The organism is Pseudomonas sp. P4_C8 (assembly GCF_056401975.1).
Window position 1 is genome coordinate 1 of sequence record NZ_JBFUIH010000054.1, and the last position, 17,419, is coordinate 17,419.

Consider the following 17,419-nt stretch of genomic DNA (forward strand, 5'->3'; position numbering starts at 1 on the left):
GGCCCATGACGGTATCGTCTACGTGATCGTCGGCCTGCTGATCGGCGGCACTGTCGGTTCGATCATGGCCAAACGCGTTGAAATGACCAAGATGCCCGAGCTGGTCGCCTTCATGCACAGCATGATCGGTCTGGCTGCGGTGTTCATCGCCATTGCAGCGGTGGTCGAGCCGCAATCCCTGGGCATCGTCCAGCAACTGGGTGACGCGATCCCGGCCGGTAACCGTCTGGAACTGTTCCTCGGTGCGGCGATCGGTGCAATCACCTTCTCCGGTTCGGTKATCGCTTTCGGCAAGCTCTCCGGCAAGTACAAGTTCCGCCTGTTCCAGGGCGCACCGGTACAGTTCACCGGTCAACACAAACTGAACCTGCTGCTGGGCGTGGCTACCCTGGGCCTGGGCATCACCTTCATGCTGACCGGCGACCTCAGCGCCTTCGCYTTGATGCTGGCCCTGGCCTTCATCATGGGYGTGCTGATCATCATCCCGATCGGCGGCGCGGACATGCCSGTCGTSGTGTCGATGCTCAACAGCTACTCCGGCTGGGCRGCGGCSGGTATCGGTTTCTCGCTGAACAACTCGATGCTGATCATTGCGGGCTCCCTGGTGGGTTCGTCCGGTGCGATCCTCTCGTACATCATGTGCAAGGCGATGAACCGCTCCTTCTTTAACGTACTGCTTGGCGGTTTCGGCAACACAGCCGCCGCCGGTCCTGCAGGCGCCCAGGAAGCCCGTCCGGTGAAGTCCGGTTCGGCTGACGACGCGACCTTCCTGCTGACCAACGCCGACACCGTGATCATCGTTCCAGGCTACGGCCTGGCGGTCGCACGGGCGCAGCATGCGCTGAAAGAGTTGACCGAGAAGCTGACCCACCGCGGCGTGACCGTGAAGTACGCGATCCACCCGGTGGCCGGTCGTATGCCGGGACACATGAACGTGTTGCTGGCCGAGGCCGAAGTGCCTTACGACCAGGTGTTCGAGATGGACGACATCAACTCCGAGTTCGGCCAGGCCGACGTGGTGCTGGTGTTGGGCGCCAACGACGTGGTCAACCCGGCCGCCAAGAACGATCCGAAATCGCCGATTGCCGGCATGCCGATTCTGGAAGCGTTCAAGGCCAAGACCATCATCGTCAACAAGCGTTCGATGGCCAGCGGCTATGCCGGCCTGGACAACGAACTGTTTTACCTGGACAAGACCATGATGGTGTTCGGCGACGCCAAGAAAGTCATCGAAGACATGGTCAAAGCCGTCGAGTAACCCTCAGCGGCACACAGAACGCCCCGACTCGTCGGGGCGTTTTTGTTTGCGCAAATCGTCAGACAAACTACGCTTTTGTTACCGATCCGGTAATGATGTTTTGCTCGAAAGGCCCGGAATAGACGCCTTATTTGCGACCTTGGTAGCGGGACAGGAGTCGGTGTAATTCACTAGACTGCACGTCCTGCTACCCGTTGCCCGAGATAACATCCCATGTACCGTGACCGTATTCGCCTGCCTTCCTTGTTGGATAAAGTGATGAGCGCCGTCGACGCCGCCGCTCTGATTGAGGACGGCATGACCGTTGGCATGAGTGGCTTCACCCGCGCCGGCGAAGCCAAAGCCGTCCCCCAGGCACTGGCCGAGCGCGCGAAGGTCTCGCCGCTGAAGATCACCCTGATGACCGGCGCCAGCCTGGGCAACGACCTCGACAAACAACTCACCGAAGCCGGCGTACTGTCACGACGCATGCCATTCCAGGTGGACATCACCCTGCGCAAAGCCATTAATGCGGGCGAGGTGATGTTCATCGACCAGCACCTCTCGGAAACCGTGGAGCAATTGCGCAACCAGCAACTCAAGTTGCCGGACCTCGCGGTGATTGAAGCGGTGGCGATCACCGAGCACGGCCATATCGTGCCGACCACGTCAGTCGGCAACTCGGCCAGCTTCGCGATCTTCGCCAAACACGTGATCGTCGAGATCAACATGGCGCACAACCCGAATCTCGAAGGCCTGCACGACATTTATATCCCGACATACCGTCCAACCCGTACGCCGATTCCGCTGGTGAAGGTTGATGACCGCATTGGCAGCACCGCCATCCCGATCCCGCCGGAGAAGATCGTCGCGATCGTGATCACCAATCAATCGGACTCGCCGTCCACCGTATTGCCACCGGATACCGAAACCCAGGCGATTGCCGACCACCTGATCAACTTCTTCAAGCAGGAAGTGGCGGCCGGACGCATGACCAACAAGCTCGGCCCACTGCAGGCTGGTATCGGTACCATTGCCAACTCCGTGATGTGTGGCCTGATTGATTCGCCGTTCGAAGACCTGACCATGTACTCCGAGGTGCTGCAGGATTCGACATTCGACCTGATTGACGCCGGCAAGCTGAGTTTTGCGTCGGGCAGTTCGATCACGCTGTCGAGCCGTCGCAATGCCGATGTGTTTGGCAACCTGGAACGCTATAAGGACAAATTGGTCCTGCGCCCACAGGAAATCTCCAACCACCCTGAGGTGGTGCGCCGACTTGGCATTATCGGCATCAACACGGCGCTGGAGTTTGACCTCTATGGCAACGTCAACTCCACCCATGTCTGCGGCACACGGATGATGAACGGCATTGGCGGCTCGGGCGACTTTGCGCGCAATGCGCATTTATCCGTCTTCGTCACCAAATCGATTGCCAAGGGCGGAGCGATCTCCAGCGTCGTGCCGATGGTTAGCCACGTCGACCACACAGAGCACGACGTCGACATCCTCGTCACCGAGATCGGCCTGGCGGACTTGCGCGGGCTGGCACCCCGGGAACGGGCGCGGGTCGTCATCGACAACTGTGTGCACCCGGACTATCGCCAGGCCCTGGACGACTACTTCACCGCTGCTTGTGCGATTGGCGGGCATACGCCGCATATCCTGCGTGATGCGCTGAGCTGGCACATAAACCTGGAAGAAACGGGGCGCATGCTCAAGGTGTAATTGGTACAGATGGCAGCTGACGCAAACACAGTTTCGTCAGTCTGCCGTTGCCAGGTAAAAAAATGTTTAAAACTGTACTGCTGTACCGGTCATTTCCTACCGAAGAAACCTACTTTTTTCAGTCAACCGAAGGAAAACGCCTCATTAAGGTGCAGACAGGTACAGTTGCTTCAATTTCGACCAGTACACCCCCTATTAACAGTTAACTGGTCCCTCACAATACAGGTGAACTGTATCTACAGAGACTAGGCAAACGAGAGGATCATGGGCACCAGTTAAACCACTACCTAATCCCGCCACAAGCGGAAGGATGTCAATCATGGAACGTACACTCAGTTCCGAGCTGTTCTTCGAAGACACTGCTGCAAAAACCCAGGCTTCCATGCCTCTGCGCGTTATCGCCAACCTGATGCTGTGGCAGCGCCGCATCTCCAGCCGCCACCAACTGGCTCGCCTGGATTCGCGTCTGCTGGCTGACGCAGGGATTAGCGAAGCACAGCGTTACGAAGAGCTGAGCAAGCCGTTCTGGCGCTAAGTTAGCGTCGCTGGCCCTGACCTATTGGGTCCACTGCCAGCAATCCAGATTGAAAAAACAGAGCCCGTCGTGGGAAACCACGACGGGCTTTGTCGTTTTCGTGTTTTTCTCCCAAAAACGACCATGCCCGCGGAGTACAGGTACAGTTTTAGATACGTAAACTTTTCACAGGTACAATTCCAACAGTGTGTGCTTGTTTTGCAATGACAGAGGAATGATCCCGCTGAAATCGAAGCCCCACGTCCTTTGGTTTCCGGACAGCGCTCTTCAACTGCCTGGAACGGGCCAGACCCCAGCGTTTACGGGATCAGCGCAACTCTCAGCAACTTTGAAAGCTGGGCATCAGCCATGCGCTTGCCAAAACAAAATGGATAAACCTGTCTGGTGCTAGCGTTTTGGATGAACAGGCCGGACTGTGCGAAAGAACAAAGCAGGCCTAATATCAAAACCAGAACGTGGCGAATGCTGTACGACAGGCGTCATCCAGCAGTTGCCTCGCCACCTCTCAATCGATTTTGTCCAAAGGAGTAACCCCATGTCCCGACTTCGTCTGCTCAGCGTTGCAGCCCTGCTTGCCGTGGCTGCCAATTCCCACGCCACCAGCTTTATCGTGACCACCGATGCCGTCGTCAAAGCATTCAAAGCCACGTCAGATGCTACTTCCAACATCACTTCTTCGTTTAAGGACGACAAGATTGTGCTGGCTGCCCGTGATGATGCCGCCAGCTTCGTTGCCAGCGAAGGGGCTATCCGCGGGGTAAAACTCGAAAGCGCCCTCGATCACATTCGCCACCAGGCTCCACAACTGAATGCAACAGATGCACAGCTGGCGCAGGCGATTCTGACCATCTAAGCGATAGCCTTGACGCGGGACACGCCCAACGTGTCCCCGTGTTTCGGCACTGGCTCTAGACCGGACGTTGCGCTAGCCTTGAGGCCCGCTTCCAGCTATCGAGCTTCATGCGTTTTCATTCACTGCTGTTGATCACTCCGGTCATTCTTGTAGCCTGCTGGTCCGGCTCGGCCCATGCCTTCGATGCCTTTAATCTTTCTACTCAAGGCATTGTGGCTAGTGGTTACGGCGCCAGTCTGGTGACCTGCGCACCCTTCGACCGTAAACTGCTGCTCGTCGCTCACGATGATGCAGCGGCATTCATTGCCAGCGAGGGCCAATTGCGTGCAGCACAGCTGGAATCCGCCCTGATTTATCTGCGCTATACCCAGCCAAAACTTCATGCACGCGACCTTGAACTGGCACAAGCAATTCTCGTCCAATAGTTATCCCTGTTCCCTCGGAGTCGTTCCATGCGTAGCCCGCTTATTGCTGCCACCCTTGGCCTGCTGTTGTTGGCCGATGTGGCCCAGGCCCATACCCTGGTTGCCACCAGTAACGTCCTCATTCGTGCCACCCAACGCACGCTTGATTTCACCTCTGATACCACCACCTCCATTCGTGACTCGAAGATCATCCGCGAAGCCCAGGACGACGCCGCGAGTTTCGTGGCCAGTGATGGCGATATCCGCGGCGCGCGCCTCGAAGCAGCGTTCAATACCCTGCGCGTTCGCGTGCCGGAAGCCCGGGATGCCAGTGATCAGGTACTCGCCGAAGCCATCCTCGCACTGTGAGGCCGTCAGCCGCCTGGCTACTGGCCGGGGTCATGATGCTGTTCGGCAGCACGGCTCACGCCAGCCTGCAATTACAGCTCAAGACTGAAGGTCTTAGCCCAGCTCAACAGCAAGCCAGTCAGGCACTGCTCGATGAAGCCATGCAGGCGTTACCGCCCCGGTTCATCGAGCAACTGGACCGGCGCATCAATGTCGGCTGGACCGATGACATGCCGAGCAATGCTTACGGCCAGGCGTCGCTGGTGTCCGAACTCGACTTGAACCGTAACCTGCTCGCCAGCCTCACCGACGGCAGTGCTGCGAGCAAGAAGACCTATCGCCCTCATGGCACTGTCCGCCGCGAAATGCTCGCCACGGTGCTGCACGAACTGACCCACATCTATGATCGCTCGCGCCTGTGGCCAGACGATGAGCGCAAACTGATTCAACACTGTACCCGGCGCAACAGTAGCTCGGGACTGGTGGGGATTCCCGATCAGTGCCGTGGCCAGACTGATCGACGCTTTACCCTCAGCGACGATCCGCGCCTGCTCGACCTTGCCGGCTGGCCACAATATGTCGGCCGTCGCGGCGAGCGTGAACAGCACAACCGACAGATCGCCCGCAGCCCGGACATTTACGAAACGAGCAGTCCGAAAGAGTTCGTCGCAGTCAACATGGAGTATTTCCTCCTCGACCCGAGCTACGCCTGTCGTCGCCCGGCGCTGTACCGCTACTACCAGGAACACTTTGGCTGGGCACCGGCGACCAAAAACACCTGCGCTAAAACCGTCGCCTTTCTCAACGCCGGCAATGACTTCGCCAAGCAACCCCTCGGGCAGGTCGATCCGGAACGGGTCTACGCCATCGACTATCTGCTGGCCGAAGCCAATCAGAACTGGGTCAGCCGCTGGGGTCACAGCATGTTGCGGCTGGTCATCTGTGCGCCAGGGCGACCACGGGGCCCCGACTGCCGTCTCGATCTGGACCAGCATCTGGTCTTGTCCTACCGCGCCTTCGTCGGTGACGTGCAGCTTTCGAGTTGGGGCGGACTCATTGGTAAATACCCGTCACGCCTGTTTGTCCTACCGCTCTCCCAGGTCATCGACGAGTACACCAAGACCGAACTGCGCAGCCTGGCTTCGGTGCCACTGAACCTGTCGCACAGCGAGATCGAAGGTGTCGTGGAACATGCCGCCGAGATGCACTGGAGTTACGACGGCAACTACTTTTTCCTATCGAACAACTGTGCGGTAGAAGAACTGAAATTGCTGCGTAGCAGTACCAACCATGCGCAACTGGTCGGGCTGGATAACATCATGCCGAACGGCCTGCTGGAAGTGCTCAAGGGTCGCGGACTGGCGGATACCAGTGTGCTTGACGACCCACGCGAAGCGCTCCGGCTGGGCTATCGCTTCGATTCCTTCCGCGACCGTTATCAGGCCATGTTCGACGTGCTGAAAAAGCGCGTGCCAATCAAGCAGGACAAAGTCGAAGACTGGCTGGCATTGAAAGCGGTAGAGCGCCGGCAATGGTTCGAGCAGGCAGACCTGCGCGCCAGTGCCGCATTGCTGCTGTTGGAGCAGGCAGCCTTCCGCCAACAAATGCTGCTGGCCCAGGACGAAGTCAAGCAGCGCTACCTTGGCGCTCGGAACCTGGAAAACGGTGGCATGGACAAGGCCGATGCGACCTTGCAACAGATTCTCGCCAACAGCGGCTACCTTAGCCGTCCGGCTGAACTGCTCGGCAGCGGTGGTTATGGATTGCCCCAACCCAGTGAGTGGCAACGCCTGGAGTCGGAGAGCAGCCAGCGCCAAAAGCAGTTGCTGGCGCTGACAGGGGATCTGGACAAGGAAGTGCGAGCGCTGCTCGAACCCGGCCGTGCTGCCGAAATGGCCGCCAATGAAGCCAACCTGAAGCAGGTTGGCGAACATCTGAGAAAGCTGCACAAAGCAGCAGGCGGGTTGGAACTGCCGTAGAAAAAAGGGCTTCAGAACACAGTTCTGAAGCCCTCGGTCTTGCTGTTTAGTCTGTGCCGCGAGGCTCTAATTCCTCTGTATCAGGAACTTGAACTTCAGCTGACTCGCGCTTGGCGCACGCCTTCTGCCAGCGCCGCGCAAAGGCTCAGTACGCCATCAATCGCCTGATCCGGTGTCGAAGCGTTGGCGATGTGATCGATCAACGCCGACCCCACAACAACACCATCAGCCAGACGAGCAATGGAAGCCGCCTGCTCCGGAGTACGAATGCCGAAACCGATGCTGATCGGCAAATCAGTGTGGCGACGCAGACGGGCAACCGCCTCTTCAACGTGTTCCAGAGTCGCCGCCCCTGCGCCGGTCACACCAGCAACCGACACGTAGTAAACAAAACCGGAGCTGCCGTTCAGGACGGTCGGAAGACGCACGTCATCGGTGGTCGGGGTGGTCAGGCGGATGAAATCCAGGCCCGCTGCCTGAGCCGGGTCGCACAACTCGCCGTTATGTTCCGGGGGCAAGTCGACCACGATCAGACCATCAACGCCGGCCTCTTTGGCGTCGGCGATGAAGCGCGGCACGCCGTACATGTGGATCGGGTTGAAATAACCCATCAGTACCAGCGGAGTCTCGCTGTTGCCTTCACGGAACTCGCGAACCATTTGCAGGGTTTTCGCCAGGTTCTGTTTGGCGCCCAAAGCGCGAATGTTGGCCAGCTGGATCGCCGGACCATCGGCCATCGGATCAGTGAAGGGCATGCCCAACTCGATCACGTCGGCGCCAGCCGCGGGCAAGCCTTTAAGGATCGCCAGGGAAGTGTCATAGCTCGGGTCGCCAGCAGTGACGAAGGTCACCAGGGCGGCGCGATTCTGTTCCTTGAGTTCGGCAAAGCGCGTTTGCAGGCGGCTCATCAGTGTTTCTCCTGCTTGGATTGCTCTTGTTGGGAGTGTTCCATGTGGTGCATCACGGTTTGCATGTCTTTGTCGCCACGGCCGGACAGGTTGACCACCATCAGGTGATCTTTCGGCAGGGTCGGCGCGCGTTTAAACACTTCGGCCAGGGCGTGGGCGCTTTCCAGTGCAGGAATAATCCCCTCCAGACGGCAGCATTTGTGGAACGCGTCGAGGGCTTCGTCGTCGGTTACCGAGGTGTACTGAACGCGACCGATGTCATGCAACCAAGCGTGTTCCGGACCGATGCCTGGATAGTCGAGGCCGGCGGAAATCGAGTGGGCGTCGATGATCTGGCCATCGTCGTCCTGCAACAGGAACGTACGGTTACCGTGCAGCACGCCCGGTACGCCACCGTTCAGGCTGGCTGCGTGCTTGCCAGTTTCGATACCGTAACCGGCCGCTTCAACGCCAATGATCTCGACACTCTTGTCATCGAGGAACGGGTGGAACAGGCCCATGGCGTTGGAACCGCCACCGATGCATGCCACCAGGCTGTCCGGCAGACGGCCTTCCTGAGCTTGCAATTGATCGCGAGTTTCCTTGCCGATAACCGCCTGGAAGTCGCGAACCATCGCTGGATAAGGGTGCGGACCGGCCACAGTGCCGATCAGATAGAAGGTGCTGTCGACGTTGGTCACCCAGTCACGCAGCGCTTCGTTCATCGCATCTTTCAGGGTACCGGTGCCGGCCACGACCGGGATCACTTCAGCACCCAGCAGCTTCATGCGGAACACGTTGGCTTGCTGACGCTCAATGTCGGTGGTGCCCATGTAGATCACGCAGTCGAGACCGAAACGCGCCGCCACGGTGGCAGTCGCCACGCCGTGCATGCCCGCGCCGGTTTCGGCGATGATGCGTTTCTTGCCCATGCGCCGTGCCAGCAGGATCTGGCCGATGCAGTTGTTGATCTTGTGCGCGCCTGTGTGGTTCAGCTCTTCGCGCTTGAGATAAATCTTCGCGCCGCCGCAGAACTCGGTCAGGCGTTCGGCGTAATACAGCGGGCTTGGACGTCCGACGTAGTCACGCTGGAAGTAAGCCAATTCTTCTTTGAACGCCGGATCTGCCTTGGCCGCTTCGTATTCGCGGGCCAGGTCGAGGATCAACGGCATCAGGGTTTCGGCGACGTAGCGGCCGCCGAACGCGCCAAACAGGCCGTTGGCGTCGGGGCCGTTGCGCAGATTAGTCTGAGTCATGGGTCGCTCCGGTTGAATGGGTGGGATGATGCTTTTGTAGAGAGTGGGCTTAACTCTACCCCTGACGCCCCGCACTGAAAACCGATAAGATCGCCACAACCTGTCAGGAAAACTCACAGATCCCATGAGTCACGACCTTCCCCCGCTGAACGCGCTTCGTGCCTTCGAAGCGACTGCCCGACTGAACAGCGTCAGTCAGGCCGCCGAACAGCTGCACGTCACCCATGGCGCGGTCAGCCGGCAGCTCAAGGTGCTCGAAGAACACCTCGGCGTCAGCCTGTTCATCAAGGACGGTCGCGGCCTTAAACTCACAGATGCCGGCATTCGCTTGCGTGATGCCAGCGGCGAAGCGTTCGAACGGTTACGCACGGTGTGTGCAGAGCTGACGCAAAGCACCGCCAATGCGCCCTTCGTACTCGGTTGCTCGGGAAGTCTGCTCGCGCGCTGGTTTATTCCACGCCTGGGACGACTGAATGCGGACCTGCCTGACTTGCGTCTGCACCTGTCAGCCGGAGAAGGCGATCTCGATCCGCGTCGTCCAGGACTCGATGCATTGCTGGTGTTTGCAGAGCCGCCATGGCCTGCGGACATGCAAGTCTATGAGTTGACCAGCGAGCGGATCGGCCCGGTCATGAGCCCGCGATTCGCCGGCTACGAAAGGTTGCAAGGCGCACCGGCCATGGCGCTGCTGAAGGAGCCATTGCTACACACCACCTCACGACCCCAGGCGTGGCCGAGTTGGGCACAGCAAAGCGGCCTCGACGCCAAGGCGTTGAAGTACGGTCAGGGTTTTGAGCATTTGTATTACTTGCTGGAAGCTGCGGTGGCTGGCCTCGGGGTGGCGATTGCACCGGAGCCGCTGGTGACCGAAGACGTGAAGGCCGGTCGCCTGGTTGCGCCATGGGGTTTCAGTGAAACCCCGGCGCAACTGGCGTTGTGGTTACCCAAGCGTGCCGCGGACGGGCGGGCTCGGCAACTGGCGCAGTGGCTCAAGAATGAACTGCACCCAGCGGATTAATCCCCGCGTTTGCACAACAGATAGGCCGCGAGAAGACCCAACGCACCCACGGCAACACCGGCTGTCGTCCAAGGATGTTCCTGGGCGTAGTCCCGAGTGGCGATGCCGGTTTCACGGGTTTTGACTTTGACTTCTTCGTACGCATCGCTGAGCAGATGACGCGAATGTTTCAGCGCACTTTCGGCATTGGCTTTTAAGGCTTTCAGAGTTCTACGCGACTCGTCCGAAGCATCGTCTTTCAGGCTTTCCAACGATTTCAGCAGACTCTCGATCTCGGCTTCCATGCTTTGCAATGAGGCTTTACGTAATGAAGTGTTGGCCATGGTGGCTCTCCTGCATTGATTGAGTTGCGTGTGTTGATTGGGACTTCAGGGGTTGGAGAAAGTGCAGTAAATCTGCATATCCCTTTCTGATTGGCCGACGCAAGTAAGACCAAAAATCACTGCTAGTCTGTAATTCACACCCTGAGGAGAACGCCATGACTGACCATCACACCTACAAAAAAGTCGAACTGGTCGGCTCGTCCACCAGTAGCATTGAAGACGCCATCAATAATGCGCTGGCTGAAGCCAGCAAAAGTCTCAAGCTCATGGAATGGTTTGAAGTGACCGAAACCCGCGGGCACATCAAGGACGGCAAGGCGGCACATTTTCAGGTGACGCTCAAAGTCGGATTCCGGATTGCCAGCAGCTGAGTTTGAGCTAGTCTTTTGAAATTGCGCGCTGGCCGAGGGCCATCTGGAAAGGCAAAGCGCTACATGTGTGCATCCAGCAGTTGGCTGGATGCCCCTTTTGATCCGACCAGGGAATGCGACCGATGATGAAGTTTATTTTGGCGATTGGTTTGTTGAGCCTTGCGGGTACTGCGTTTGCTAGCGCCAAGTCGTGCGAAGAGCTGAAAGCCGAAATCGCTGCGAAACTCGATGCTAAGGGCGTTGCCGGTTATGTACTGGAAATAGTCGATAAAGGTGCCGAGGCAGGCGGGAAAGTTGTCGGTAAATGCGAATTTGGAACCAAGGTCATCGTCTACAAGAAGTAGACTGATCGCGCTTTAAATGAAAAAGCCGACGCAATGCGTCGGCTTTTTTGTAAGCGCTTTAAACCTCAGCCCTTCATGACCTGCGCCAACAGTTCATAGGAGTGCAGACGATCCGAATGTTCGTACAGGTCGCAGGTAAAAATCAGTTCGTCGGCCTGAGTCTGCTCGACCAGCACGTCCAGTTTGGCGCGGATTTTCTGCGGGCTACCCACCATCGCCAACCCAAGGAAATCACTGACCGCTTCCCGCTCATGCGGCAGCCACAACCCGTCCATGGTTTTCACCGGCGGACGCTGAACCAGACTTTGCCCACGCATCAGCGCGAGAATCCGCTGATAGACCGACGTCGCCAGATAATCAGCCTGCTCGTCTGTATCAGCAGCCACCAGCGGCACACCGAGCATCACGTAGGGCTTATCCAATACCGCTGAAGGCTTGAAGTGATTGCGGTAAACGCGAATCGCCTCATGCATGAAACGCGGTGCGAAATGGGAGGCGAAGGCGTAGGGCAAACCACGCTCACCGGCCAGTTGCGCACTGAACAGACTGGAGCCCAGCAACCAGACCGGGACGTTGGTGCCGGTGCCCGGCATGGCGATGATTCGCTGGTCCGGGGTGCGTGGACCGAGGTAGCGCATCAATTCGGCCACGTCTTCCGGGAAGTCGTCGGCACTGCCGGAACGTTCACGACGCAGCGCGCGGGCAGTCATTTGATCAGAACCGGGCGCGCGGCCCAAGCCCAGGTCGATACGCCCCGGGTACAGACTTTCCAGGGTGCCGAACTGCTCGGCGATTACCAGCGGCGCGTGGTTAGGCAGCATCACGCCACCTGAACCGACCCGAATGGTCGAGGTACCGCCTGCCAGATAGCCAAGCAACACGGAAGTCGCCGAGCTGGCGATGCCGTCCATGTTGTGGTGCTCGGCGACCCAGAAGCGGTTGTAGCCGAATTTTTCGACGTGCTGCGCCAGGTCCAGGGAATTGCGCAGCGACTGAGCTGCGCTGCCGTTCTCGCGCACAGGCACCAGATCAAGGGTCGAGAACTTGATGTCGGACAGTCGTTTCATAAACCTGCTTCTCCAATTGAGGTCGCAGGTTTTTTCTTGCAAACGAAAACCTGCCGAATCCATAAGCGTGCTTCATGCAATGAGGGCATATACCCGAGATTCAATAGCCAAGCCAAAAAAACCTACGAAAACAGTAGGACTAATGAGATCAGGTGAACTTTGCACCAGCGGCTATCCTCAGAACCCTGTAACCGAAAACCACGAAGGCGCTTAGCGCCGGATCTTGAGGAGGCAGATATGGCTATTACGAAGAAAGCATCGGCTCATTGGGAAGGTGACCTGAAAACCGGCATTGGCTCGATCTCCACTGAAACCGGCGTGCTCAGAGAAGCACCTTACGGCTTCAAAGCGCGTTTCGAGGGCGGCAAAGGCACCAATCCGGAAGAGCTGATCGGCGCCGCCCATGCGGGGTGCTTCTCCATGGCATTTTCAATGATTCTTGGCGATGCCGGTCTCAAGGCTGACAGCATCGATACCCATGCCGAAGTCACCCTGGATCAGGTGGACAGTGGTTTTGCGATCACGGCCGTGAAGTTGACCCTCAAGGCGAAAATCCCAGGGGCAACTCAGGCGCAGTTTGTGGAATTGAGCAACAAAGCCAAAGAAGGCTGCCCGGTTTCCAAAGTGTTGAATGCGAAAATCAGTCTGGATGCGACATTGCTCAGCTGATCACAGCGTTTGCAGTCACCTGGAAAAGATCGCAGTCTGAAGCAGGCAGCGGTCTTTTTTTGCGCCCGGACAAAACCTGACCAGCCAAATTGTGGTCGAATAAATGACAGCAGTGAAAGCGTATTACCCTGCGCGCTGCCTCAAAGGAGCTTCAACCATGAAACGTTTTACCTTGGCGGTTATCTGTTGCGCATTGGCCACATCGGCCCTCGCAGCACCGAAACCCTGTGAAGAACTCAAGGCCGAGATCGAAGCCAAGATCCAGGCCCAAAGGGTTTCGTCCTACACCCTGGAAATCGTCACCAATGACGAAGTCCACGATCAGAACATGGTCGTAGGCTCATGCGAAAACGGCACCAAGAAAATCATCTATCAGAAAAATGACCGCTGATTCGCCTCACAGGCAATAGGACTCGCTGTCTTCAGCGACGATTTCGCGTTTGGCGTTGTACAACCGGGCGCCGGGGATAAACGCTATGGACTGCCCGACCAGCAAATAACGCTGGCCGGCTTCGAAATGATCGTACTTGATGGTCAGGTAGCACAACCGTTCCGATGGACCGCCCATCATCCCCATGTCCCCACCCCCACCCCCACCGGGAACTTGAAAATCGAATCGGACGAGCAGCACGTGCCTGCCAGGCATGACCTGGAAAAAACGTCCGTCGTTCAACCGCTGATTGTCCAGTCGCTCAGCCATCAACAACGTGTCGTTAGGGAATGGTACAGAAAAATCGACCCAGGCCATCTGCGGATCAACCGGCGGCAACGGGCTCTGACAGCCAGCAACTGCACTGGCGGCTAGCAACAGCATCAACCTGCGCATGATGAATGTCCCAATGATTTGGTCATTCAGCATAACGCTGATCAGGTGCCTTGACAGCCTGCCGGTGTGCCTTGGCCAATCACTTTTCGTTGTTGGTTATAGAGTTTTGCCCACGGCCGAAAGCCGATATTCCCCGCTTGCAGCTGATAGCGCTCACCGGCGTTGAATTCGTTGTATTTCACGTTTAACTGACAGTCACGCCACAGCGTCTCGGCATCCGGGCCGATATTGGTCGGCTGGACCGGGAACTGATAACGCACCGTCAGCTCATGACTGCCCGGCGGCACCTGAAAATAGCGTTTGTCGTTAGCGGCTTTATCGTCGACTTCCAACGCCTGCAGCGTCGTGTCTTCCTGCCGAGAGTCCAGGTCGATCCACGCTTGCGACGGGTCATGGAAGGGCAGTCCAAATCCAGCACAGCCCGTCAGCATCAACAGGGCCCCCGTCAGCATCAACTTGTGCATAGCGCAGCTCCGGTCAGGCGGGATAGTCTTGCGGCAGACTTTCCAGGGATGATTTTATTTTGATCAGGCCGTTTCCAAGCCTTGGGTTACTTGATCGCGTTTTCCGCGTTTTGTTTCCGGGTGTGTTGCTTTTGTTACTCAACGGTTGCGCCAGCCTCAGCTATTACGGCCAGTTGGCCAATGGCCAACTGCAACTCCTGCAGGCTCGTGAGCCGGTGTCCGAGGTGGTTGCCGATCCCTCCCGCGATCAGAAACTGCGCGCGCATCTGGCGCAGTCACAAAAAGCCCGGACATTCGCCAGCGAGCATCTGCACCTGCCAGACAATCAAAGTTACCGGCTGTATGCCGACATTGGCCGGCCGTACGTAGTCTGGAACGTCTTCGTCACGCCGGAGTTTTCCCTGACGCCGCAGAATCATTGCTTCCCGATCGCTGGTTGCGTCGCCTATCGCGGTTACTACAGCCAGAGCGCCGCCCGCGGCGAGGCAGCCGTGCAGCGCCTGCAAGGAATGGACGTGTCGATTGGCGGCGTCGAGGCCTATTCAACACTCGGCTGGTTCAACGATCCGATCATCAGTTCGATGATGGGCTGGGGCGACGAACGGCTGGCGACGCTGATTTTCCATGAGTTGGCGCATCAACGTATTTATGTAAAGGACGACACTGAGTTCAACGAGTCTTTCGCCACCTTCGTCGAACAGGAAGGCACGCGCCAATGGCGTGCATCCCGCAGCTTGGCGCCGGACAACGGCGCACAGGCACAGCGACGAGATCAATTCACTCAACTGGTGCTGGACACTCGCACGCGCCTTGAAAAGCTTTACGCCCTGCCATTGCCGGCGGATCAAATGCGCCAGCGCAAGGCCGCCGAGTTCGAGCGGCTGCGCAGCGAATACCGGCATTTACGCGATAGCCAATGGGCTGGGGACAGACGCTATGACGCCTGGATCAATGCGCCGATGAACAATGCCCGGCTGTTGCCGTTTGGGTTGTATGACCAATGGGTGCCGGCGTTTACCGCGTTATTCAGGCAAGAGGGTGGGGATTGGGTGAGGTTTTATGCGRCGGCCGAGAAGCTGGGGGCATTGCCGGTTGGAGAGCGCAAGGCGGCGATGAAAGCCTTGGCAGAATCGAAAAATTCCGCTGGTTGAGCGGGCCTCATCGCGGGCAAGCCTTGCTCCTACAGTAGGATTGACGCATATCCTGTAGGAGCAAGGCTTGCCCGCGATGACGTCCGCCAGGTTCACAACCAAATAGCGTCCCACAGCGGATAATCCCCAACCCTCTCGACCAACCCCGCTCGCAGTGGATTGGCGACGATGTATCGTGCTACTGCCTGCAGATCTTCTTCTTTGCGAATGGCACGATCATGGAATCCCGGCTGCCAAATCGGGCCTTCTCTCTGAAGTGTCCGGTTCAATGTGACTGTTGTGCGTGATTTCGTGCGGGCCATCAGGGTCGACAAGGGAATGTTTTGAAGTTCAATAAGCCAATGGAAATGATCGGGCATGACAACCCAGGCCAACGAGTTGGCAAATTGCTCTTGCTCGGCTTTTTTAAATGCATCGACTACTAATCGACCCGTTTGAAAACTGGAGAGAACAGGCTGACGGTTTCGGACGACGGCTGTCAGCAAGTAGATTTGCCCCTCCTGCGAGTAACGTCCGAAACGTAAGCGATGAGCATGGTGCTGGCTTGGCATTGATGATCCTCCTTGATCTATCTTCTTTTGAGGCTAGATCATGGAGCGAAATTTGAGTCGCAACAGTTACTCAGGATGTGTCTGGAGGAACGCCATCGCGGGCAAGCCTTGCTCCTACCGCATACCCTGTAGGAGCAAGGCTTGCCCGCGATAGCGATTTAACTAGCGCTGCAAAAACGCCTGGTGCATCTCATCCAGCGTTTCAAAGTGATAGGTCGGCGCTTCTGCGCTCAGCTCTTCGTGGCTGCCAAATCCATAACCCACCGCCACCGAGTCCAGCCCATTACTGCGCGCACCGATCAGGTCATGCTTACGATCACCGATCATCAGGGTGTTGGCAGGATCGAGACCTTCTTCAGCCATCAGATGTGCAATCAACTCGACCTTATTTGTACGCGTGCCATCCAGCTCACTGCCGTAAATCACTTTGAAGTGTTTGGCGAAGTCAAAATGCCGGGCGATTTCCCGGGCGAAAACCCATGGCTTGGACGTCGCGATGTACAACTGCCGCCCTTGGCCACTCAGGGTTTCCAACAGCGGCGTGACGCCGTCGAACACACGATTCTCGTACAGACCGGTGACCTTGAAGCGTTCGCGATAAAAATTCACCGCTTCCCAGGCCTTGGGCTCATCGAAGTCGTAAAACTGCATGAACGCCTGCAACAGCGGCGGGCCGATGAAGTGTTCCAGCCTGGTCAGGTCGGGTTCATCGATGCCCAGTTTGCTCAGGGCGAACTGGATCGAACGCGTGATGCCCTCGCGCGGGTCGGTCAACGTGCCATCGAGGTCGAATAAAACGGTTTGGTAATGCATGACTATTCCTGGGCAATAACGGGACGGAGTCAGAGCTGGTCGTAACCTTCCGCCAGATGCAGATCCTTGAGTTTCACGTAATTCGCCGCGCTGTAGGTGAAAAAGGCCTTTTCCTTGTCAGTCAGCGGGCGGATCTGTTTCACCGGGCTGCCCACATAGAGGAAGCCGCTTTCCAGGCGTTTGCCCGGTGGCACCAGACTGCCAGCGCCGATAATCACCTCATCCTCGACCACCGCACCGTCCATGACGATGCAGCCCATGCCAATCAGAACCCGGCTGCCCACGCTGCAACCGTGAAGCATGACTTTATGCGCAATGGTCACATCGTCGCCGATCAGCAACGGAAAGCCATCGGGGTTGAACGGGCCGGCATGGGTGATGTGCAGCACGCAGCCATCCTGAACACTGGTGCGCGCACCGATGCGGATGCGCTGCATGTCACCGCGGATGACCGTCAGCGGCCAGACAGAGCTGTCTTCGCCGATTTCGACGTCGCCGATCACCACCGCCGAGCCGTCGACAAAAGCGCCTTTGCCCAGCAGCGGCGTGTGGTTCTGATACTTGCGAAGGGTCACGATAGGGTTTCTCTCTGTTG

General features: G+C 57.7%; 22 protein-coding genes. 13 read left to right on the forward strand and 9 right to left on the reverse strand.

Annotated features, from left to right (window positions below; genetic code table 11):
* The 7 genes from AC1DWM_RS25675 to AC1DWM_RS25705 form a co-directional block, all read left to right on the forward strand.
* Nucleotides 1-1,258, forward strand: a 1,258-nt coding sequence (locus AC1DWM_RS25675) for an NAD(P)(+) transhydrogenase (Re/Si-specific) subunit beta (protein ID WP_477796486.1), incomplete at its 5' end; no start/stop codon positions are given.
* A 213-nt stretch (nt 1,259-1,471) separates the two neighbouring features.
* Nucleotides 1,472-2,965, forward strand: a complete 1,494-nt coding sequence (locus AC1DWM_RS25680) for an acetyl-CoA hydrolase/transferase family protein (RefSeq protein ID WP_477796487.1) — start codon at nt 1,472-1,474, stop codon at nt 2,963-2,965.
* A gap of 319 nt (nt 2,966-3,284) precedes the next feature.
* Entirely contained in the window at nt 3,285-3,500 is a 216-nt protein-coding gene (locus AC1DWM_RS25685; protein ID WP_007902752.1) for a DUF1127 domain-containing protein, read from the forward strand.
* 535 nt (nt 3,501-4,035) lie between these two features.
* Nucleotides 4,036-4,353, forward strand: coding sequence for a DUF2388 domain-containing protein (locus AC1DWM_RS25690; RefSeq protein WP_223521111.1), 318 nt, complete (start codon nt 4,036-4,038; stop codon nt 4,351-4,353).
* Between the two features lie 107 nt (nt 4,354-4,460).
* Nucleotides 4,461-4,778 carry a DUF2388 domain-containing protein gene (locus tag AC1DWM_RS25695; protein WP_223521113.1) on the forward strand — a complete coding sequence of 106 codons (318 nt, stop codon included), beginning with the start codon at nt 4,461-4,463 and terminating at the stop codon, nt 4,776-4,778.
* Nucleotides 4,779-4,805: 27 nt separating this feature from the next.
* The gene (locus AC1DWM_RS25700) at nt 4,806-5,126 is read left to right on the forward strand and encodes a DUF2388 domain-containing protein (RefSeq protein ID WP_223521115.1); all 321 of its coding nucleotides are present in this window, start codon (nt 4,806-4,808) and stop codon (nt 5,124-5,126) included.
* Entirely contained in the window at nt 5,123-7,084 is a 1,962-nt protein-coding gene (locus AC1DWM_RS25705) for a DUF7844 domain-containing protein (protein ID WP_477796488.1), read from the forward strand. The genes AC1DWM_RS25700 and AC1DWM_RS25705 overlap by 4 nt, the downstream gene beginning before the upstream one ends.
* Nucleotides 7,085-7,179: 95 nt before the next feature.
* On the opposite strand, the gene trpA is transcribed toward AC1DWM_RS25705, so the two are convergent.
* Nucleotides 7,180-7,992, reverse strand: coding sequence for a tryptophan synthase subunit alpha (trpA, locus tag AC1DWM_RS25710; RefSeq protein ID WP_223521119.1), 813 nt, complete (start codon nt 7,990-7,992; stop codon nt 7,180-7,182).
* Nucleotides 7,992-9,227, reverse strand: coding sequence for a tryptophan synthase subunit beta (gene trpB, locus AC1DWM_RS25715; protein WP_223521121.1), 1,236 nt, complete (start codon nt 9,225-9,227; stop codon nt 7,992-7,994). Before trpB ends, trpA begins: the two co-directional genes overlap by 1 nt.
* A gap of 124 nt (nt 9,228-9,351) precedes the next feature.
* Here trpB and AC1DWM_RS25720 point away from each other — a divergent pair, with 124 nt between their 5' ends.
* Nucleotides 9,352-10,245 carry a LysR family transcriptional regulator gene (locus tag AC1DWM_RS25720; protein ID WP_223521123.1) on the forward strand — a complete coding sequence of 298 codons (894 nt, stop codon included), beginning with the start codon at nt 9,352-9,354 and terminating at the stop codon, nt 10,243-10,245.
* Here the strand turns inward: AC1DWM_RS25720 and AC1DWM_RS25725 are convergent.
* Nucleotides 10,242-10,568 (reverse strand): ElaB/YgaM/YqjD family protein, encoded by a 327-nt coding sequence (locus AC1DWM_RS25725; RefSeq protein WP_223521125.1) that lies wholly within the window; start codon nt 10,566-10,568, stop codon nt 10,242-10,244. The two genes, AC1DWM_RS25720 and AC1DWM_RS25725, sit on opposite strands and share 4 nt — an antisense overlap.
* A 155-nt stretch (nt 10,569-10,723) precedes the next feature.
* Between AC1DWM_RS25725 and AC1DWM_RS25730 the strand changes: the two genes are divergently transcribed.
* The gene (locus AC1DWM_RS25730; protein ID WP_007947897.1) at nt 10,724-10,939 is read left to right on the forward strand and encodes a dodecin; all 216 of its coding nucleotides are present in this window, start codon (nt 10,724-10,726) and stop codon (nt 10,937-10,939) included.
* Nucleotides 10,940-11,061: 122 nt separating this feature from the next.
* The gene (locus AC1DWM_RS25735; protein ID WP_477796489.1) at nt 11,062-11,283 is read left to right on the forward strand and encodes a DUF1161 domain-containing protein; all 222 of its coding nucleotides are present in this window, start codon (nt 11,062-11,064) and stop codon (nt 11,281-11,283) included.
* A gap of 65 nt (nt 11,284-11,348) precedes the next feature.
* On the opposite strand, the gene AC1DWM_RS25740 is transcribed toward AC1DWM_RS25735, so the two are convergent.
* Nucleotides 11,349-12,350, reverse strand: coding sequence for an LLM class flavin-dependent oxidoreductase (locus tag AC1DWM_RS25740; RefSeq protein WP_477796490.1), 1,002 nt, complete (start codon nt 12,348-12,350; stop codon nt 11,349-11,351).
* Nucleotides 12,351-12,587: 237 nt separating this feature from the next.
* On the opposite strand from AC1DWM_RS25740, the gene AC1DWM_RS25745 reads away from it, so the two are divergent.
* On the forward strand, nt 12,588-13,019 hold the full coding sequence (locus tag AC1DWM_RS25745; RefSeq protein WP_223521131.1) for an OsmC family protein: 432 nt from the start codon (nt 12,588-12,590) through the stop codon (nt 13,017-13,019).
* Between the two features lie 157 nt (nt 13,020-13,176).
* On the forward strand, nt 13,177-13,410 hold the full coding sequence (locus AC1DWM_RS25750) for a DUF1161 domain-containing protein (protein ID WP_223521133.1): 234 nt from the start codon (nt 13,177-13,179) through the stop codon (nt 13,408-13,410).
* Between the two features lie 6 nt (nt 13,411-13,416).
* On the opposite strand, the gene AC1DWM_RS25755 is transcribed toward AC1DWM_RS25750, so the two are convergent.
* Nucleotides 13,417-13,845 (reverse strand): PA0061/PA0062 family lipoprotein, encoded by a 429-nt coding sequence (locus AC1DWM_RS25755; RefSeq protein ID WP_452628848.1) that lies wholly within the window; start codon nt 13,843-13,845, stop codon nt 13,417-13,419.
* Between the two features lie 41 nt (nt 13,846-13,886).
* Nucleotides 13,887-14,309 carry a PA0061/PA0062 family lipoprotein gene (locus AC1DWM_RS25760; protein ID WP_223520532.1) on the reverse strand — a complete coding sequence of 141 codons (423 nt, stop codon included), beginning with the start codon at nt 14,307-14,309 and terminating at the stop codon, nt 13,887-13,889.
* A 59-nt stretch (nt 14,310-14,368) separates the two neighbouring features.
* On the opposite strand from AC1DWM_RS25760, the gene AC1DWM_RS25765 reads away from it, so the two are divergent.
* Nucleotides 14,369-15,460, forward strand: a complete 1,092-nt coding sequence (locus AC1DWM_RS25765; protein ID WP_477796491.1) for an aminopeptidase — start codon at nt 14,369-14,371, stop codon at nt 15,458-15,460.
* Nucleotides 15,461-15,552: 92 nt separating this feature from the next.
* Here the strand turns inward: AC1DWM_RS25765 and AC1DWM_RS25770 are convergent, their stop codons facing one another.
* From AC1DWM_RS25770 to AC1DWM_RS25780, 3 genes are all read right to left on the reverse strand, one after another.
* On the reverse strand, nt 15,553-16,011 hold the full coding sequence (locus tag AC1DWM_RS25770; RefSeq protein WP_223520536.1) for an REP-associated tyrosine transposase: 459 nt from the start codon (nt 16,009-16,011) through the stop codon (nt 15,553-15,555).
* A gap of 162 nt (nt 16,012-16,173) precedes the next feature.
* Nucleotides 16,174-16,824, reverse strand: a complete 651-nt coding sequence (locus AC1DWM_RS25775; RefSeq protein ID WP_223520538.1) for an HAD family hydrolase — start codon at nt 16,822-16,824, stop codon at nt 16,174-16,176.
* Nucleotides 16,825-16,853: 29 nt separating this feature from the next.
* Nucleotides 16,854-17,399: a gamma carbonic anhydrase family protein gene (locus AC1DWM_RS25780; protein ID WP_223520540.1), complete on the reverse strand. Its 546-nt coding sequence runs from the start codon at nt 17,397-17,399 to the stop codon at nt 16,854-16,856.
* Between the last annotated feature and the right edge of the window lie 20 nt (nt 17,400-17,419).